The sequence below is a fragment of the Aliiglaciecola sp. M165 genome (genome assembly GCF_007197995.1).
In the GTDB taxonomy this organism is placed as follows: domain Bacteria; phylum Pseudomonadota; class Gammaproteobacteria; order Enterobacterales; family Alteromonadaceae; genus Aliiglaciecola.
In genome coordinates this window covers 48,715-66,915 of record NZ_VKKH01000006.1, presented here as the reverse complement: position 1 = coordinate 66,915, position 18,201 = coordinate 48,715, and the positions used below count along the sequence as shown (strand labels likewise).

The window sequence follows — 18,201 nt, the reverse complement described above, 5'->3', positions numbered from 1 at the left end:
TAAGTTATTTTTTTCTATTTCATATCATTCAGGACACTTATGGCAGTTATCAACTTTGGCTCAATCAACATTGATCATGTTTATCAAGTTGACCATTTTGTACAACCTGGCGAAACCCTTTCTTCTATAGATTATCAACAGTTGCTTGGTGGGAAAGGGGCAAATCAATCCATCGCGCTGGCTAAAGCCGGCTCGGAAGTACGTCACGTTGGTAGAATTCACGAGCACGATGCACACTTTAAGCAAGCAATGATCAAACAAGGCGTTGATTGTAAATTTGTGCAATGCAGTGACACCCCCACTGGCCACGCAATCATCCAGGTGGCAAAAACAGGTGAAAATGCCATCGTGCTCTTTGGTGGTGCCAACTTAGAAATCGATAATAAAGACGTACTTCGGGCACTAGGTGAAGCCAATCCAGGGGATTGGGTTCTCACCCAAAACGAAACTAGCGCTATCGATCAAGCGCTTATTCAGGCGAAAGAATTGGAACTGAAAGTCGCTTTTAACCCGGCACCCATGACAGATTCAGTTAAGCATTTACCCCATGATTGTATTGATCTGCTGATTGTAAACGAAGTAGAAGCTGCGGAAATAGCGGGCGTTACCGACGTAGACAAGATTGAGCAATACTTTCGTCGAGACTGGCCACATGCGGAGGTTCTGATCACTTTGGGCAAACAAGGGGTCAGAATGTTACTAAAAGAAGAAACGCTCAATGTTCCTGCTTTTGTTGTCGAAGCTATTGATACTACCGCTGCAGGAGATACCTTTATCGGTTATTTCTTGTCTGCATACAGCAATCGCCAGAGCCCTGAAGATGCGTTAAAAAGAGCCTGTGCCGCCTCTGCAATCACGGTTACTCGCTGTGGTGCAGCACAATCGATCCCGAACGCTGATGAAGTTGATGCATTCTTAACACAGAACTAAGCGTAGACTTAATTCAAACTATGAGACCCTATACATGACACACAAAATTATACTCGATACAGACCCCGGCATAGACGACGCTATGGCGATCTTTTTTGCTTTTCAATCGCCTGATATCGAAGTGCTTGGTTTAACCACAGTTTACGGAAATGTACCTGTTACCATGTCAGCAAGAAATGCATTAACGCTGTGTGAGCTAGCTGAACAAGACATTCCCGTCACGCAAGGCGTGGGTATGCCTTGGGTTGGCCCCGAATCAGGATATGCGCACTTCGTACATGGTGACGATGGCTTCGGCAATATCGATTTCCCTGCTTCTCAAAGAGATCTCGATCCAAGAAGCTCTGCACAATTTATTGTTGATATGGCTCGACAACATCCTGGTGAGATTACCTTAGTAGCCATTGGTCCCCTTGGAAATCTAGCGTTAGCACTGCGCTTGGAGCCAAACCTTCCGCAACTTGTTAAAGGTGTTGCTATCATGGGTGGTGCTGCATTTGTTAAAGGTAATGTGACGCCCGTCGCTGAAGCCAATATTTGGAATGATGCCCACGCAGCGGAAATCGTTTTTGCTGCCGATTGGGATCTTAAAATGTTTGGTTTAGACGTGACTAATTCCGTCCCATTTACGCCAGATTTCATGGATGATCTTGAATTACGAAATCAAAAACTGGGTGGGTTTGTGAAAAAGTCATCTGAGTTTTATACCGACTTTTACTCACAGGGAAGAGACGATAGAGTGTGTTTCTTCCATGATGCGATGCCACTGGCCTATTTAGTCAATCCCGAATTGTTTGAGATGACCAGAGGCCATGCAAGGGTTTCAACCGACCCGTTAAACCGAGGGCAAACGTCTGTTGCGCCAATTGGCACTACAATGAGCCCTCTGTGGTTAGAGGCGTCGCAAATCGATGTGGCGACAAAAGTCGATCACGAGCGATTGCGCCAGCTTTACCTGGATACTTACGCACTGTAAAGTAACATTAGAACTCTAAAGGGGCAGGAAATTATTAATCCTTTCCTGCTCCTTTAATTTTGCCTCATACCTGACCACTTCTTTACGTGACTTGGTATTACTTGTCGCAGAAAATAAGTTGATGTATCGTTATTTTTTAATCTTCATCGACACAGGAATCTAAGGTGCCAATGATATCCGCAACCATTCCCGACAATGAGGATGAGCGTTTAAAGGCTTTGTATCGCTACGAAGTACTCGACACTGCGGCTGAGAAAGTATTCGATGACTTAACAGAATTGGCCTCAGAAATCTGTGACACCCCTATTGCGCTAATCAGTTTGGTTGACCCCGACCGCCAGTGGTTTAAATCTAAAGTGGGGCTTGATGCGGACGAAACATCTCGAGATATTGCGTTTTGCGCTCATGCCATTCATCAAAAAGAAATCTTTGAAGTCACCGACACCCATCAAGACACGCGATTTAAAGATAATCCGTTAGTTCAATCTGATCCGCATATACGTTTTTATGCGGGAACGCCCCTACGCACTCCAGATGGCCATGCAATTGGTACGCTCTGTGCGATTAGTGACAAACCTAAAGAACTTAACGAGCATCAGCGCAAAGCGCTCGAAATTCTCGGTCGACAAGTTATTTCTCAATTGGAGTTGCGACTCAAAATTAAAGAAGTCGAGCTAGCTAATCAACGTAAAACCGATTTTCTGTCGAATCTAAGCCACGAATTGCGAACGCCGTTAAACGCCATAGTAGGTTTTAGTCAATTGATGCTTAAAGAGCAGCAAGCCTCACTATCAGACAAGTATCTATCATTTCTCAAACATTTGGATTTCAGTGGGAAGCGTTTGCTAGATCTAGTAAATACCGTGCTTGATTTGAATAAAATTGAAGCCGGAAAACTCGGACTAGACAATCGCGCAGTATCGATTAAGCCGTTCTTCGAATCGATTCACGGGGTGATTAGAGCGCTGGCCGATGAAAAAGGCGTTACATTGACGTTTTCTATCTCCGGTATACAACCAGAGTTTATTCTTGTTGACGAAGTGAGATTGTCGCAAATCATCCTCAATTTAGTGGCCAATGCGATCAAATTCTCTCCAGCACATCAAACGGTTACCATCAGTGTTGTTTTTAGCCAAGAACAATTCACCATTGCAGTGAAAGATCAGGGAGAGGGCATCGCTGAGTCCGATATACCATTATTATTTGCTAAGTTTCAACAGGTTGGTAACGCCAAACATGAAGGTTCAGGCCTCGGCTTAATGATCACCAAAAGCCTAGTGGAGTTAATGGGGGGATCGATAAAGCTTAACAGTACATTGGGTAAAGGAACCCTGGTCAAGGTGGATATCCCCCTCAAACTGCCCGAAGATAAAGATGTGCATAAGCTGAATGAGAGAACTCAACGTCAGTATAATCTAAATACTAAAATACTAGTTGTGGAAGACAACGGAATTAACCAGGAAGTTGCTAAAGCAATTTTCGATTCTCTTGGGCTAAACATTGATTTGGCAGATAGTGGAGAAGATGCCTTAGTAACGCTGCAAAATAATCAATATGATGTGATTTTTATGGACTTGCACTTGCCCGGTATCGATGGCTTTGAAACCTCAAAACAGATTATTCAGCGACTCCCCAATCAAATTATAATTGCCCTAACCGCCGACATATTCGCTGGAAAAAATGATTTGCTTCGCCAATCGGGGATGATTGATTATCTGAGCAAACCCATTGATCTAAAGAGCCTGGTAAAAATGTTAAATCAATATTGCCCCTCACAACATTAACTGCGCACGGATGTCCTACAAAGTTGACAAAATAGCACTACGACAACATTTTAGAGTTGAGCGCCGAAAACTCACTACAAAACAGCAGCTCATTGCAGCTGAGCGTGTGTGTGAGATGGTTAAAAGCCAGGGGTTGTTATCCGGTCATCAAACGGTGTCTTTTTATTTGGCCAATGATGGCGAACTGAATTGTGATTTACTAATTAAATTATGTTGGCAACAATCTATTAAAGTCGCATTACCTGTGATCCACCCTTTTAACACAAAGTATTTGGCTTTTATGTCGTATTCCCCTGAGTCCACTATGCTAAAAAATACGTTCGGGATCCTCGAACCCAAACTTGATGTCACACAGATAGTGCCATTAGAACAAGTGTCGGCAGTGTTTATGCCACTGGTAGCTTTTGACAAATCAGGGAATCGTCTGGGTATGGGCGGTGGATTTTACGATAGAACCTTAGCGGCATTATCAAAACGCGAAGGCGCTGGGATCCCTCTATACGGTATCGCCCACGATTGTCAGGAAGCAGAGCAACTCAACGTAGACACCTGGGATATTGGACTGAATAAAATCATCACACCAACTCGTGTTATTTGCCCTCGAAAGTAAGTTATACTCCTCACACATTTCGCACACCTAACGAAAAACACCATGACACAAGATGATAAGAAAAAAGCGGCGGCACAAACGGCCGTCAAGTTTGTTGAATCAGACAGTATTGTTGGAGTTGGAACTGGCTCCACGGTTAATTATTTCATCGATGCTTTAGAACCATTAAAAAACCATATTCAAGGTGCCGTTTCCAGCTCTGAAGCCTCTACCAAAAAGTTGGAAGCGATGGGGATTGAAGTGTTTGATCTTAACTCCGTTGGAAGCTTTGATATCTATGTCGACGGTGCAGACGAAATCACTGAGCACAAACACATGATCAAAGGCGGTGGTGCCGCTTTGACTCGAGAAAAAATTGTTGCAGCCTGCGCCCGCAAGTTTGTATGCATTATTGATGATAGTAAACAGGTCCCGGTGTTAGGAGATTTTCCATTACCCGTTGAAGTGATTCCAATGGCCCGCTCCTATGTAGCGCGAGAGCTTGTAAAACTTGGCGGTGATCCAGTCTACCGCCAGGGCGTGATCACAGACAATGGCAATGTCATCTTGGACGTGCACAATTTAACCATTCTCAACCCGGTCGAGTTAGAAAGACAAATCAATCAAATTGTAGGTGTCGTGACAAATGGATTGTTTGCCGATCGTGGCGCAGATTATGTCTTAGTTGGCACTGACGATGGTGTATTGGAAATTAATTGATCTGAACATGAATTGTTGCTTTCTTATTGACGCGAGTTCTGGTATTTTCCGATTTCAAATAGACGTCCAGATGTCTTTTTAGCAATAGCGTGTATGGGAATTTAAATGAGCAAAGTGTCACTTCCAAAAGATAAAATCAAAATATTGTTACTTGAAGGGTTGCATCAAAGTGCAGTAGATACACTGGAATCCAATGGTTATAACAATATTGAGTACATTAAAACGTCTTTATCAGAAGAAGAACTAATCGAAAAGATCGCCGATGTCCATTTTATAGGTATCCGTTCACGCACCCAGTTAACGGCAAAGGTTATTGAGGCTGCACAAAAACTCGTTGCTGTAGGTTGCTTTTGTATTGGCACCAATCAAGTCGACCTGTTAGCGACTCAAGCTCGCGGTATTCCTGTTTTTAATGCTCCATTTTCAAATACACGGTCTGTTGCAGAATTGGCATTGGGTCAAATCATTCTTTTGTTACGTGGTATCCCAAGCAAAAATGCCAAGGCTCATCGTGGGGAATGGGAAAAAAGTGCCGTAGGTTCGTACGAAGCCAGAGGCAAAACGCTTGGCATTATCGGCTATGGACATATTGGTACTCAGCTGAGTATTTTGGCTGAACATCTGGGTATGCGTGTGCAGTTTTATGATATCGAGGATAAGCTGGTACTGGGCAACTCGACACAAGTTAAAACCTTAAATCAATTGCTTAAAACGTCAGATGTGGTCAGTTTACACGTTCCTGAAACGCCAGAAACGCAAAACATGATAGGCAGTAAACAACTTGCCATGATGAAAGACGGTGCAATTTTAATGAATGCAGCCCGTGGCACGGTCATCGACATTGATGCACTCACTGAAGCGTTAGAATCTGGCAAACTAAATGGCGCGGCGATTGATGTTTTTCCAGTTGAGCCAAAATCAAACACTGAAGAGTTTATCTCACCGCTTCGAAAGTTTGACAATGTAATTTTAACGCCTCACGTGGGAGGAAGTACCCAAGAAGCGCAACAAAACATTGGAGTAGAAGTCGCTGGCAAACTCGCTAAGTACAGTGACAATGGTTCCACTTTGTCTGCGGTTAATTTCCCTGAAGTATCTTTGCCCGAGCATGTCAGTCGCTCAAGATTGCTACATATTCACGTTAATGCTCCTGGGGTGTTAACTCAGATAAACCAGGCGTTTGCTGCTCATAACATTAATATTGCGGCTCAATACTTACAAACCAACGAAAATATTGGCTACGTGGTAATCGACGTGGAAACTGACGACGCTGACGAAGCTTTTGTGCAACTAACCAAAATTGACGGAACAATTAAAACCCGTATTTTGCACTAATAAACCCGAAGTAAATTAATTATTAGAAGGCGCTCGATTGAGCGTCTTTGTAGTTTTTCGACCTAAAGTCATTGAAAATTTGGAAATTTTCCGCGCAAAACCCCGTTCTCTAGATGATAATGTATTACGGCATTGAGTCAGTTTTTTATCGAGTGGGGGTTAAATGCTTAGATTTTTAGTTCTGTTGCTACCAAGTTTCGGGTTAATGGCACAACCTGTGTCGGTGACAGTAACCAGCAATAAAGATAATCCCGTTTTTCAAGCTGTTGTTTACTTAGTGCCGCACAGCCAAGAAGCCAATCAAGCGCCGCCAAATGACGTATCGGTTATGGATCAAATAGATCGACAGTTTGTTCCGCATATTCTGCCAATTCAAAAAGGCAGCAAGGTTATTTTCCCCAACTCAGATTCAATAAAGCATCACGTTTATTCGTTTTCACCCACCAAACGGTTTGAACTAAAGCTATATCAAAACTCGAAAGCCGAATCGTTATTGTTTGAAAAAGATGGTGAGGTTGAATTGGGCTGTAATGTGCATGATTGGATGCTTGCCTATATTTGGGTGGTAGACACGCCGTACTTCGTTAAAACCACTGAGACAGGCCAGGCATTATTAGATGTGCCGGAGGGCAAATATACCTTGCGAGTTTGGCATCCAAGAATACAAGATGATTTAGACACTCTCGCTCAGGAAATTAATGTTTTAGGCTCAACGGATTTGAATGTCAACTTAACAAAAGATTTGTTGGAAGATTTAAGTTTGTTTGAAGACCAAACTGACGGATTTTCCGATTATGATTAATCGATTAGGCCAACGCTTTAATTCGATTCAAGCGCGTATTCTCGCATTGTTTTTGTTGATCATAGTCGTCATTTTGGCGATCACGGTATTTGTGGTGAAAAATGGCACCTATGATCACTCTGTCAGACAGGCGTTAATCCACTCAGACACTTCTGCTCGCACAACAGCAGAAAAGCTTGTAAACCAAGGAACTCTTTTACAGACTGCGCTGTTTGACCTGACTGGAAATTTTAGCGTCAAACAACTCATTGCTAGCGCAAAAGAAGATACGGCATCTCTAGCGTCTGCGATGGAAAATTTTCAGTCTCGTTACGAAGCAGACATTTACTTTGTGTTTGATAATCAATCGCAGGTATTAACTCAATCAGCGGACACACCTCTTCCCGTGGACCCGCAGCAAATTTATCAAGAACGCATTGCTTTTGTGGACATTAACCAACAAGTTTACTTGCTCGCTGCAGCACCAATGAAGTTCGTAAAAACCTCCCGTCGTATCGATGGTTGGATTGTCATGGGCATGAGTGTTGACAATATCATCAATCAAAGATTGTTTGACATTACACAGGTTCATATAAGCTTGGCGAAATTAGCAGAATCTTCAAAAGTGTTGGCCTCTACCTTTGAAAAAAACTTATTTGAACAGATCCCTTTGAAGAAACTTGCAGCGTCTGAGGACCTGCAGGAAATCTCTTTTAATAGCAAACTGTACTTTTATAGTATCCAGCCATTGTTCGAAGATAGCCCCTATCATTTAGTCCTGATGACGCCTGAGGACCTTGCGTTTATCTCTTACAATACGTTGATTTACGACATCATTATTCTCATGTTGGGATCAGCGGTCTTAGCTCTACTGTCTGCAGCAATATTATCTAAAATCATCGCTGGGCCGATTTATAAATTGGTCAAAGCCGCCGACCATATCCGCCAAGGTGAGTACGTAACCGATTTTCCTCATTGCAGTACTAACGAAGTGAATTCATTGTCAGTCGCTATAAGTGAAATGCAATCAGGTATTCAAGAACGGGAAAATCAAATCAATCAACTGGCCTTCTTTGATCGACTCACCGGTCTTCCCAATCGAAATCAATTCAATAAAACCCTAGAAGATGTATTTAGCCGCGAGTCTGCGCCTAAAGCCATGATCGCGCTTATCGACATTGATCGCTTTAAAGAAATCAACGATACCGTTGGTCACGAGACTGGAGACAAATTGCTCACTTTGATTAGCGAGAGAATGCAATACCACGCTAACGAAAAAGACCTTTACGCGCGTATCGGTGGAGACGAATTTGCAGTCATCTTTGATCACCCAGATCCAAAACGAGCGACCTTTGTTGCTGAACAACTCGTTAACCTTTTTGAACAACCCTTTGTGATTGACAATTTAGTATTGGATGTTGATGTGAGTGTCGGTATCGCTCATGCCCCTGAGCATGCTAAAACTGCTGAACAGCTTATTCAGTGTGCAGACATCGCATTGTACAGCTGTAAAGGCACACACACGACCTATGCTGTGTTTGAACCCAGTTTAAACAAGTATTCTTTGCAACGACTCAACTTGATGTCTGAGCTCAAAGAAGCATTAATACGTGGTGAACTTGAGCTTCATTATCAACCGAAAATTGCTGTAGACACCAACAAAGTGGATACGGTGGAGTGTTTAATTAGATGGATCCATCCAGAGCATGGGTTTATCCCTCCTGATGAGTTCATCGGCTTAGCGGAGCAAACAGGGGCGATTCGCTACGTCACCCAGTGGGTGTTACGTGAGGCGCTGAGCCAATCACAAAAATGGCAAGCGCAAGGGATCCAGGTAGGTGTTGCGGTGAACATTTCAGCCGTCGATTTAGCCGATCTAAGATTGCCTGGGATAGTCAGTCAATTGTTGACAGAGTACGATGTGGACCCTTCATTGCTTACCCTGGAAATTACTGAAAGCGCAATAATGGGTGATCCAAAGGCCGCCATAAATTCACTGAATAGCTTGCGCAGAATGGGTATCTACTTGTCGATTGATGATTTTGGCACTGGGTTTTCGTCTATGGCACAATTGAAAAAAATGCCGGTGCACGAACTTAAAATCGACAAAGCATTTGTCTTAGATCTCGCAGACAATAACGATGACAAAGTGATGGTCAAGACATTAGTTGCTCTGGCGACGAATCTCGGCTTGACAACAGTAGCCGAAGGCGTCGAGAATCAGCAATCTCTTGATTATCTTGCTGAAATTGGTTGCACAAAAGGGCAAGGTTTCTTTATGAGCCGCCCATTACCCATTGACAAGTTTGACGAATGGTTTGCTCAATACACAAGCAATAATAACTAAAATAAGAAACATGAATCATAAAACCCTATTTATTAGTGTGTTTCTATGGGCTGCCATCGCAGCTTCAAGTCACGCTAATCAACTCAAGGGGATTGTTCAAGTCTATCTTTCCCAAGCGAACGATCTGGCCAGCTATCAAAATCAAGGGACTGGTATACTGCGTTATGATGAAAACAAACTGGGTGTTCAACAAGCACTGTTAAGCGGCGATCTGGATCTTAGTTCATCACTTTCCTTAAACGTTGTGGCTAATTATTATCAAGATGGAGAGCAAAATCTTGGATTTACCCAGGCACAGTTGATCTACAAACCTCTGAGTAATGATACTGTTCGATTTAAAGGTCGTGCTGGCTTTTTCTACCCAAGAGTGTCGCTGGAAAACGTTGATGATGGTTGGCTCTCTCCTTTTACTTACACTCAATCAGCGATTAATAGTTGGATAGGCGAAGAACTTAGGACCGCCGGCGTTGAATTTTCCTTATACAGTCCTGGTAGAGCGAGAAATAGTCCATGGTCTTGGGAGTTAATTGCTGCTGGCTATAAAGCAAATGACCCGCTAGGTACCTTGATTAGTTGGCGCGGCTTTGCAATGCACGACCGGCAATCATTACATAACGATAAAATACGCTTTGCTCCCTACCCTACGGTGATAGATAGAGAAATTATCTGGCACCCTTCGTATGTTGAACCCTTCCATGAACTCGATGGTGATTTGGGTGTTTATATTGGTGTCCATGCAAATTATTTTAATAGAACAACCTTTCGCTATTACTACTTTGATAACTTGACCGATCCCCTAGAAATCAACGAACAAAGCTTATACGGCTGGCGCACAAAATTTCATTCAATGTCATTTCAACACAAGTTTACCCCAAAGACTCGGGTCATAAGTCAATGGATGTCTGGAAGCACTTTGATGGGAGAGCGTTTTGTTTTTGTCGATTTTAACGCTTGGTATGTAATGTTAAGCCACAAGATAAATCAACATAGATTTAGCGCGCGCTTTGATCGTTTTATAGTGCAGGAAGATGATGCCATCCCTGTCGATCAGAACGATAGTGATGGAATGGGTTTAACCTTTGCCTGGCGCTATGATCTGGACACTCGGTGGCAGCTTGGCTTTGAGCAACATTTCAATCGCAATTCTGCTCAAAACAGAGCTACATTAGGTCTTCCCGTCGATACCAATCAACAACAATCTTTGTTTGTCGTGCAATTTCGTTGGTAATGAATCACAGGCACACCGAAGCCTGTATAAAAAAACCGACAAAAATGTCGGCTTTATCACTTAAATTCAAATATTTACGAAATCATAGACTTCATTAAACGTTTAGAAGAACGTATAAACCAAGGTAACAGCTGTTTGCGTATCGAGGTTATCTCTATTGTCTGCTACATCAGAGTTATGATCCAATGTAATGGAAAACTTCATCGATAACGAGCCGTTAATTTGTGCCGATAGTGATGTTTCAGACTTTGACTTGGTATTGTCATCACCAACTTCTGTACTTAGCAATTGTTTGAACGTTGCTGTGTCAGAGATTTTCCATTGGTAATCCAGTGCACCACGAATGATCATGCCGCTAATCGTCTGATCATTATTGTCTTTAGCGTAAGAATAACCAGGACCGATACTGTACTCAAAAGAACTGGTTTCATCTGACCACACTTTTTGGTTCCAACCTGCAGCTATAGTTGATTGAAAATCAAAATTGCTGAAGCGATCATCCTCATAGGAAGCAAAGCCGAATATGCGATGATCTGGGTTTTCTAGTTTGTAGTTACCTTGACCAGAAACGAACCACTTCTGCGCAGTTGTTTGACTGGTCTCTACAGGGTCAACACCTACCTCGCCGCTGTCTACTAGTACTTCATCCTTTTTATATAAGCCTTCTGCGATAAAATCGTTGCTCCATTTGTCTAACTCCTGGTGCGCAGAAAGTTTTCCTTTTACTGAGGTAGTATCTGTATTGCCCGTGGTCACGATCAAGCCAAACTCACCGTCCATTGTAAATGGTTTCTGCTCTTCAGCAGCTGCGGTTGCGCTTACTACACATGCAATTGCAGCACATATTGTTGACATTTTCATTGTCTGTTCCTTAACCTAATTTTTTAAATAATGTTTTAGCTATTCTTTTTGTTATCGCTATTAAGTCTTAAATTTTTCCTGTTTATTTCATGAAAATAACAAGAGTTTGCCATCCAGAAAATTACCGCTTTTCTTGACGGTGTCGCTAAAAAAATTGATAAACTAACGTAACCGAAGTTTGAGTATCTAAGGGCTCATCTAATGTATCGGGGGCCCTATTGTGTACCATATTTATCGATAACTTCATTGCCAAAGCCCCATTGATTTTGGCAGAAAGTGAAGTTTCAGAAACAGACTTTGAAAAGTCATCATCTGTTTCTGTACTCAGATATTGCCTAAAGATGGCAGAATCGCTTAGTTTTTTCTCATATTCCAATGCTGCGCGGACGATCAATCCCGTTTGACTGATTGCGCTTGTATCTTGCTTGGCGATAGACCTTGCATATCCTGGTCCAACGGAATAAGTCAACTCACTTTCTTCGTTTGACCACAGCTGTTCAGTCCAGCCCAATGCAAATGCTGCCTGGTATTTGTAGGCGTTAAACCTATCATCTTCATACTCACCATAGGCAAATAATCGTTCGCTTGGGTTGTTTAACTTATAGTCAATTTGAGAGGACAAAAATACGCGTTGCGCGCTGGTCAACAATTCCCGCTGCTCGTTAACTTCACGTTCACTTTGGCGATATAAGATGTTGGCGGTATAACGGTTATACCAGTTTTTTAAATTCTGCTTGCCATTTAATTTAGTGGTCAAGGTAGTACCCGTTGTATTACCACTAGAATATATGACGCCTAATTCGCCATTCAGCTCAAAGAACTCTTTGTCTAGTTCTTCACCATGAAAAGGCGCTTCTGTTAAAAAAAGCGTTCTAAGTACGTCGGTGCGACAAGTCGCGGAAAACGAAGTTGTAATAAAAAGAATGGCGCAAATCAGCTTCATAAAATAACGAAAAACAAGTTGTTCTTAATTTTTGCCGTATTGTATAGAAAATCTCAGCACTTGTGCAGGGTCAAAACCGATTAAAAATCAATCAAATGCTAGAGATTTAATATTTAGTGTGAAGAGTAATACCTAAATGATGCAAATTGGAGACAACTAAGCAGTGAAATTCAACTAAACAGCCCGGTTTGCCTCAACATAGGCCTTTACGTTGCAGGCGGTTGTTTGACGGTAAATGTAGCTTAACTTGCCATTCCTGGATTGAAGATTGCCATCATCTTACTGATCTCTTGGCGACTAAAATTGACAGCGTCCTGTAGAATTTCCTCGCCGATTCCTGCATTTTTCATCACCACAGGGTTGGCAAGGCTGGTTATATCGCCGCTAAATCCCTTGGACAGCCCATAGCCAATGCGGGCACTCACAAACATTATCCCCACTTCCTTATTGTCGATAGCCTTGTCTTCGTTGTGGATGTCAGCAACAGGAAAAGACAACTGAGTGGGAAGATTCCAAGCTTGCAATATCTGAGAACTGCATTGCGCGTAGTTAAACCCAAATACTTTTTTTTGCAGCGCCCAAGGAGCTGTTTTACCGTCTTCAGGTAAGCATTTACGCGCTAAATCCGGCGATTCTTTAGTCACCACAAGTTCCGCTAAATTGTGTAGCAACCCGAGCAAAAAGAATCGTTCAGTACCTCTAACCCGCATTAATTTTGCCAGGTGTTTGGCTACCAATCCTGCATACAAACTTTGGTTCCAGAAGCGGTTCAGGTCAATGTCTTCACTAGAGAAATGCTCAAATGCGTCTTTAGCCGTTTCTGCCATAACCAAGTTGTACAAGGCTTCGCCACCTAAAACATTAACAGCCTTGGCGATACTGTCTACTTGCGAACGGAATCGAAAAAGCGGGCTATTTGCCAACTTTAAAAGTTTTGCAGCTAGCGATGGGTCCATGCTGACCAAATTACCAATATCTTCAATGTCGGAATTATGATCATCAAGCATTTGACGGATACGCAGACATATATCTGGTAAGGCGAATGACGTTGCAGCTCTGGTGGCATAATCTATTGCTTGCATAAAACTTTGGCTAGTAACCTGTTCAGTAATAGTAGCTCGACATTATAGCCATGCTCACGGTGAATTGCGGTATTTTTTTCACTAGTCTTATCTATAAAAACACACCTTTGACCAAAACAACCCGGAATATGACCTCTGCAGCACAATTAAGCAATTCGTGGCGTTAAAATAGTTGTTGATATTTTTTAGGGTATGAGTACCGTAGACTGATAACAATTTATTAACAGGATGCAATTGTGGAAGAATTATCAGGTCTTGATGCGTCTTTTTTATTTCTAGAGACTGAAAAAATTCCGATGCACATAGGTGGTGTAGCGATTTTAGAAGGGTCTATGAAGTTTGAAGACTTTTATACCTTCATCCAAGATCGTGTGCATCTAGTTCCTAAGCTGACACAGAAATTGGTGTCTATGCCGATGAGCATGGATAAGCCCTGCTGGGCAGAAGATCCTGACTTTGATCTCAATTTGCATATTCGACGCACCAAATTACCCGCTCCTGGCTCGTGGAAAGAATTGCGTTATTTGGCGTCGCAGCATTTTTCTAATGTGATGGACCGTAATCGACCGCTTTGGGAATTCATTTTTGTTGAGGGCCTGGACAATGTTTCCCAAGTACCTAAAGGGTCAGTTGCGCTTATCAGCAAAGTTCACCATGCAGGATTTGATGGAAAATCCGGCGCTGATTTAATGGCTATGTTATTTGATGTGTCGCCCAAACCTAGACCTTTTCCGGCACCCAAACCAAAAATTAAAGAAGAAATCCCAGGCACGATGGGATTAGTTGCTCGTAGCGCGTTTAACCTTGTAACCAAGCCTGGAAAACTTCCCGGGTTGTTATGGGAATCAGGCAAAGCAGCGTTTAAAGCAGGCTATTTGTCTAGAGTTCATGGTATTAAAATGCCGACGCTTCCTTTTAGTGCGCCGAAAACACCATTTAATGACGTTGTGGAACAAGAAAGAAAATGGAATTCAGCACTACTCGACTTGAAACGGGTTAAATCACTGCGACATATCGTTGATGGTGCAACGCTTAACGACGTCGTCCTGGCCATATGCGCTGGTGCATTGAGACGTTACCTGCTGGATAAAGGCGAACTTCCAGACAAACCCCTAGTAGCGATGGTGCCCGTTTCGACGCGCACGGAAGAAGAAAAGAACGCCATGGGTAATCAAGTGTCGGCGATGTATATTCAATTGGCAACAGACATCGAAGATCCGTTAAAACGTCTCGAGAAAATTCATATCAATACCCTGGTAGGTAAGTTGTATCAGGATGCGATAGACGCGCGAAGTCTGATGGGCTTTGCTGAAATGATCCCTTTTGGTTTAGCTGGTGTGGCGTCTCGATTTTATTCTCGGACTGCGCTGGCGAAAAGACATAGCCCATTTTTTAACTTGGTGATCACCAATGTACCAGGCCCAAATATTCCTTTGTATCTGGCGGGCCACAAGTTGTTGGCTAACATGGGAACAGCACCGGTTTTTGATGGTATGGGGTTAATTCTTCCTGTACTGAGCTATAACGGCACGATCACGATTAGTCCAACAAGTTCGATGAATTTAATGCCCGATCTAGATCTATTTACCAAATATATTCTGGACTCAGCCAACGAACTAGAAGAAGCCGTGCAACAAAAACAAACCGCAATGGCGGCATTCAATGCACTGTTAAATGATAAATCCGACCAATAATATAGGTAGTAGTTATGACGTCATTGGCCCACATAAAATCTAACCGACCCAAAATTAGACACCTATTGAGCGAAGGACGCGCCTTATTCGAATTTGGCACCACCAGCATGTTGATGCCTTTGTTATTGCAAGCCCCCCGTGGTGATGATCATCCTGTTATTGTTATCCCTGGCTTTTTGGCCAGCGATATAAGTACTAAGCCTTTGCGCAGTTTTCTTAAGCTCAAAGGTTATCAGCCCTCTGGTTGGAATTTGGGACGCAACCTTGGCACCCACATAGTCGGTGGTAAGCACATTGTGAGTGATAAACTCATTAACCAGGTAATTAAAGCCCACGTCAAACATGATCGAAAAGTGAGTATTGTCGGCTGGAGTTTGGGAGGCATCTTGGCCCGCGAAATAGCGAGAGCTATTCCGGATTGCGTGCGTCAGGTTATTTCCCTTGGAAGTCCTTTTAATGGTCCGCAAGGCTCTGCTCCTGTTGCATCAAAAATGTTTGAGTTGATCAACGGCGACCTGTCCAAACGAGAACCCCATGCTGTTGCAAAAATTATCCCTCCGCCACAAGTTCCGTGCACTGCAATATTTTCGCGAAGCGATGGCGTTGCGCATTGGAAAGCCTGTAAAAATCATGATGAGCACCTACACGAATTGTCTGAAAACATTGAAGTGAAAGGCAGTCATATGGGATTGGGTCATAATGCTCAAGTTCTATGGATCATTGCCAACAGATTGGCTCAAAAAGAAGGTCAATGGACACCTTTTTTGCACAAAAACCTTCATCGGATCGTGTATCCTAATCCCAATAGAGCCTAGTAGCCCGAGGTAAAATTTACGTCATATGAGTGAATTGTTTGTAGAGCTGGACCAGCTGTCTATTTGTTACGAAACCTTTGGTGATGAAAACGATCAACCTTTGTTGCTAATCATGGGGCTTGGCACCCAAATGATTCATTGGGATGAAAGGTTTTGTCAACAATTGGCTTCTCAAGGTTATTGGGTGATTCGTTTTGATAATCGGGACATCGGCAAAAGCACTAAACTCAGTCAGCTAAAAGCCCCCAGCATGCCTTATGTACTGGCCAATCAATTGTTTGGTGCCAAATTAAAAGCACCATATGATCTTAATGACATGGCCCGCGATGCCTTTGCATTACTGGACCATTTGAACATCGATAGCTGCCACGTCGTGGGCGTATCCATGGGTGGAATGATAGCGCAATGCATGGCGATTAACGCGCCCCACCGCGTGTTGAGTTTGACATCAATTATGTCCACTACCGGCGACACTTCCTTACCCAAAGCTAAAAAATCCTTCATGCTTAAAGTGATGCAGCCACCACCAAAAGAATTAGATGAATATGTACAATACGCCACTAAACTGTGGAGGTTATTGCACGCCAACCATTTCACATTTGACCAAGAAAGAATCGAAAAATTAATGGTAAGAGCCCGAGAAAGAAGTTTTTGCCCCGCTGGCGTATGGCGTCAAACATGTGCCATATTGGCTTCTCCTGACCGGACTAAATCGCTCAACACTTTGCGAGTGCCCAGTCTGGTGTTGCACGGAGATCTCGATCCTTTGGTACCACTGGAGTGTGGTTTAGCCACCGCAAAGGCGATTCCTGATGCTAAGTTGAAAGTCTTTGAAGGTATGGGCCATACGTTACCAGAACAGTTGTGGCCAAGCATGATTGACGAGATTCGAACATTGCGCTAGAGCAGTTTTCTTCGCTTACTCATCATCAGAAAACAAACTCTCCTGAATATTCATCGTCTCACTGAATTGCTCAGTTCGAATTTGTTTTTCCGCAACTTTTTTACGCCGAATACACGCTTTCACAATCATCCGTTTTGCATAGGGTGTCGCTTGGTTCCAATAAAGTCGCTCGTCGCGACTGCGAAAACATCCCACACAATACTCGCCCTTCCCTGTTTGGCAGACGCCGATACAAGGGCTGGGAATATCAAAAAATTCGAGCTGATCCATAAAACAAGTTAAGGTTGCTAAAGACTTCTAAACACCAAGTATGACCTGTATTCCCACCTAGTTGAATCTTTGCCTATAAAAAACTGTTAAAACCCGACAAAATTCATTGAAGATACGTTAAAATCCGCTGAAGTCTCAATAAGAAGTAAAACACAATGACAATTGAATTTAATTCCAGTGTCGACATAGACGCTGCAACCGCTGAATATGCGGTGGACAAACGCGCTCGTATATTTAATGTACTTGATCTAGAAACCGCTGGCGATCTCACCATGTATATCCACGGCAATGTGCCGTTTGAAGCAGCCTATGTATTAAATGGCGAATTCAAATCATCGGGCCTTGACGAGCTTCGTGCAATGCCTAAAGCGCAACTTGATGGAATAATGCAACAAATCCACGCTGACGCAGGTAAAGGTGTGGGATTTTACTATGGAAGACATAAAGTCGATCCCAAGCCAATTGCTGACAATAAAGTCCAGGAGGCGTTTGAGTTTCTCAACGCACCAGCTACGTTGGATGCGATCAAAAAAATATCAGGTTTTGACGATATTGTCGCCGCTAGCGCGCAGGTGACACGTTACCATCCAGGAAACTTTCTGACTCGCCATAACGACATTAATGCCAATGAAGAACGCCGTGTTGCCTATGTCTTAAATCTGACGCCGGACTGGCATCCTGATTGGGGTGGTTTGCTACAATTTTACCAAGCGGATGGCACTCCCAGAGATGCTTGGGCGCCTATGTTTAATTCTCTGGCATTATTTGATGTCAATCATGTGCACGCCGTTACCTATGTCGCGCCCTACGCAACAAAACCTAGATTCTCAATTACCGGTTGGTTCAGAGCAAAACCTTTGTGACGGAGCTTTGTTAATCTGGCAACGGATAAACTAGAAAATGACGAACACAAAAAAGGCGATGAGATATCATCGCCTTTTT

The 18,201-nt window shown here is 43.0% G+C and carries 17 protein-coding genes; 13 read left to right on the top strand and 4 right to left on the bottom strand.

The features are described from left to right. Nucleotides 1-39: 39 nt before the first annotated feature. The 9 genes from FM019_RS12125 to FM019_RS12085 all read left to right on the top strand — a co-directional run bounded on the left by FM019_RS12125 (nucleotide 40) and on the right by FM019_RS12085 (nucleotide 10,690). Entirely contained in the window at nucleotides 40-930 is an 891-nt protein-coding gene (locus tag FM019_RS12125) for a ribokinase (protein ID WP_143836210.1), read from the top strand. Between the two features lie 34 nt (nucleotides 931-964). Then, nucleotides 965-1,906, top strand: coding sequence for a nucleoside hydrolase (locus tag FM019_RS12120; protein ID WP_143836209.1), 942 nt, complete (start codon nucleotides 965-967; stop codon nucleotides 1,904-1,906). A gap of 170 nt (nucleotides 1,907-2,076) precedes the next feature. Continuing rightward, complete coding sequence (locus FM019_RS12115) at nucleotides 2,077-3,690, top strand: ATP-binding protein (protein ID WP_143836665.1); 1,614 nt, start codon at nucleotides 2,077-2,079, stop codon at nucleotides 3,688-3,690. A 10-nt stretch (nucleotides 3,691-3,700) separates the two neighbouring features. Continuing rightward, the gene (locus tag FM019_RS12110) at nucleotides 3,701-4,300 is read left to right on the top strand and encodes a 5-formyltetrahydrofolate cyclo-ligase (RefSeq protein WP_143836208.1); all 600 of its coding nucleotides are present in this window, start codon (nucleotides 3,701-3,703) and stop codon (nucleotides 4,298-4,300) included. Nucleotides 4,301-4,342: 42 nt separating this feature from the next. Beyond that, nucleotides 4,343-4,999 (top strand): ribose-5-phosphate isomerase RpiA, encoded by a 657-nt coding sequence (rpiA, locus tag FM019_RS12105; RefSeq protein WP_143836207.1) that lies wholly within the window; start codon nucleotides 4,343-4,345, stop codon nucleotides 4,997-4,999. Nucleotides 5,000-5,104: 105 nt separating this feature from the next. Next, the gene (gene serA, locus FM019_RS12100) at nucleotides 5,105-6,334 is read left to right on the top strand and encodes a phosphoglycerate dehydrogenase (protein ID WP_143836206.1); all 1,230 of its coding nucleotides are present in this window, start codon (nucleotides 5,105-5,107) and stop codon (nucleotides 6,332-6,334) included. A gap of 163 nt (nucleotides 6,335-6,497) precedes the next feature. Beyond that, nucleotides 6,498-7,136 carry a methylamine utilization protein gene (locus tag FM019_RS12095; protein WP_143836205.1) on the top strand — a complete coding sequence of 213 codons (639 nt, stop codon included), beginning with the start codon at nucleotides 6,498-6,500 and terminating at the stop codon, nucleotides 7,134-7,136. Beyond that, nucleotides 7,129-9,462 (top strand): EAL domain-containing protein, encoded by a 2,334-nt coding sequence (locus FM019_RS12090; protein WP_260681613.1) that lies wholly within the window; start codon nucleotides 7,129-7,131, stop codon nucleotides 9,460-9,462. Before FM019_RS12095 ends, FM019_RS12090 begins: the two co-directional genes overlap by 8 nt. 10 nt (nucleotides 9,463-9,472) lie before the next feature. Beyond that, the gene (locus tag FM019_RS12085) at nucleotides 9,473-10,690 is read left to right on the top strand and encodes a hypothetical protein (protein WP_143836204.1); all 1,218 of its coding nucleotides are present in this window, start codon (nucleotides 9,473-9,475) and stop codon (nucleotides 10,688-10,690) included. A gap of 102 nt (nucleotides 10,691-10,792) precedes the next feature. Here FM019_RS12085 and FM019_RS12080 read toward each other — a convergent pair whose 3' ends face one another. The 3 genes from FM019_RS12080 to FM019_RS12070 form a co-directional block, all read right to left on the bottom strand. After that, a complete protein-coding gene (locus FM019_RS12080; RefSeq protein WP_143836203.1) occupies nucleotides 10,793-11,551 on the bottom strand; it encodes a YdiY family protein in 759 nt (252 codons plus the stop codon). A 145-nt stretch (nucleotides 11,552-11,696) separates the two neighbouring features. Then, a complete protein-coding gene (locus FM019_RS12075; protein ID WP_143836202.1) occupies nucleotides 11,697-12,494 on the bottom strand; it encodes a YdiY family protein in 798 nt (265 codons plus the stop codon). Nucleotides 12,495-12,736: 242 nt separating this feature from the next. Then, entirely contained in the window at nucleotides 12,737-13,576 is an 840-nt protein-coding gene (locus FM019_RS12070) for an HDOD domain-containing protein (protein ID WP_143836201.1), read from the bottom strand. A gap of 236 nt (nucleotides 13,577-13,812) precedes the next feature. On the opposite strand from FM019_RS12070, the gene FM019_RS12065 reads away from it, so the two are divergent. The 3 genes from FM019_RS12065 to FM019_RS12055 are packed head-to-tail and all read left to right on the top strand — an operon-like array spanning nucleotide 13,813 to nucleotide 16,989. After that, entirely contained in the window at nucleotides 13,813-15,270 is a 1,458-nt protein-coding gene (locus tag FM019_RS12065; protein WP_143836200.1) for a WS/DGAT/MGAT family O-acyltransferase, read from the top strand. A gap of 14 nt (nucleotides 15,271-15,284) precedes the next feature. Next, a complete protein-coding gene (locus FM019_RS12060) occupies nucleotides 15,285-16,085 on the top strand; it encodes a hypothetical protein (RefSeq protein WP_143836199.1) in 801 nt (266 codons plus the stop codon). A 25-nt stretch (nucleotides 16,086-16,110) separates the two neighbouring features. Then, the gene (locus tag FM019_RS12055) at nucleotides 16,111-16,989 is read left to right on the top strand and encodes an alpha/beta fold hydrolase (RefSeq protein WP_143836198.1); all 879 of its coding nucleotides are present in this window, start codon (nucleotides 16,111-16,113) and stop codon (nucleotides 16,987-16,989) included. A 15-nt stretch (nucleotides 16,990-17,004) separates the two neighbouring features. On the opposite strand, the gene FM019_RS12050 is transcribed toward FM019_RS12055, so the two are convergent. Then, on the bottom strand, nucleotides 17,005-17,259 hold the full coding sequence (locus FM019_RS12050; protein ID WP_143836197.1) for a DUF1289 domain-containing protein: 255 nt from the start codon (nucleotides 17,257-17,259) through the stop codon (nucleotides 17,005-17,007). A 155-nt stretch (nucleotides 17,260-17,414) separates the two neighbouring features. Here FM019_RS12050 and FM019_RS12045 point away from each other — a divergent pair, with 155 nt between their 5' ends. After that, a complete protein-coding gene (locus FM019_RS12045; RefSeq protein WP_143836196.1) occupies nucleotides 17,415-18,122 on the top strand; it encodes a 2OG-Fe(II) oxygenase family protein in 708 nt (235 codons plus the stop codon). The last annotated feature ends 79 nt before the right edge of the window (nucleotides 18,123-18,201 follow it).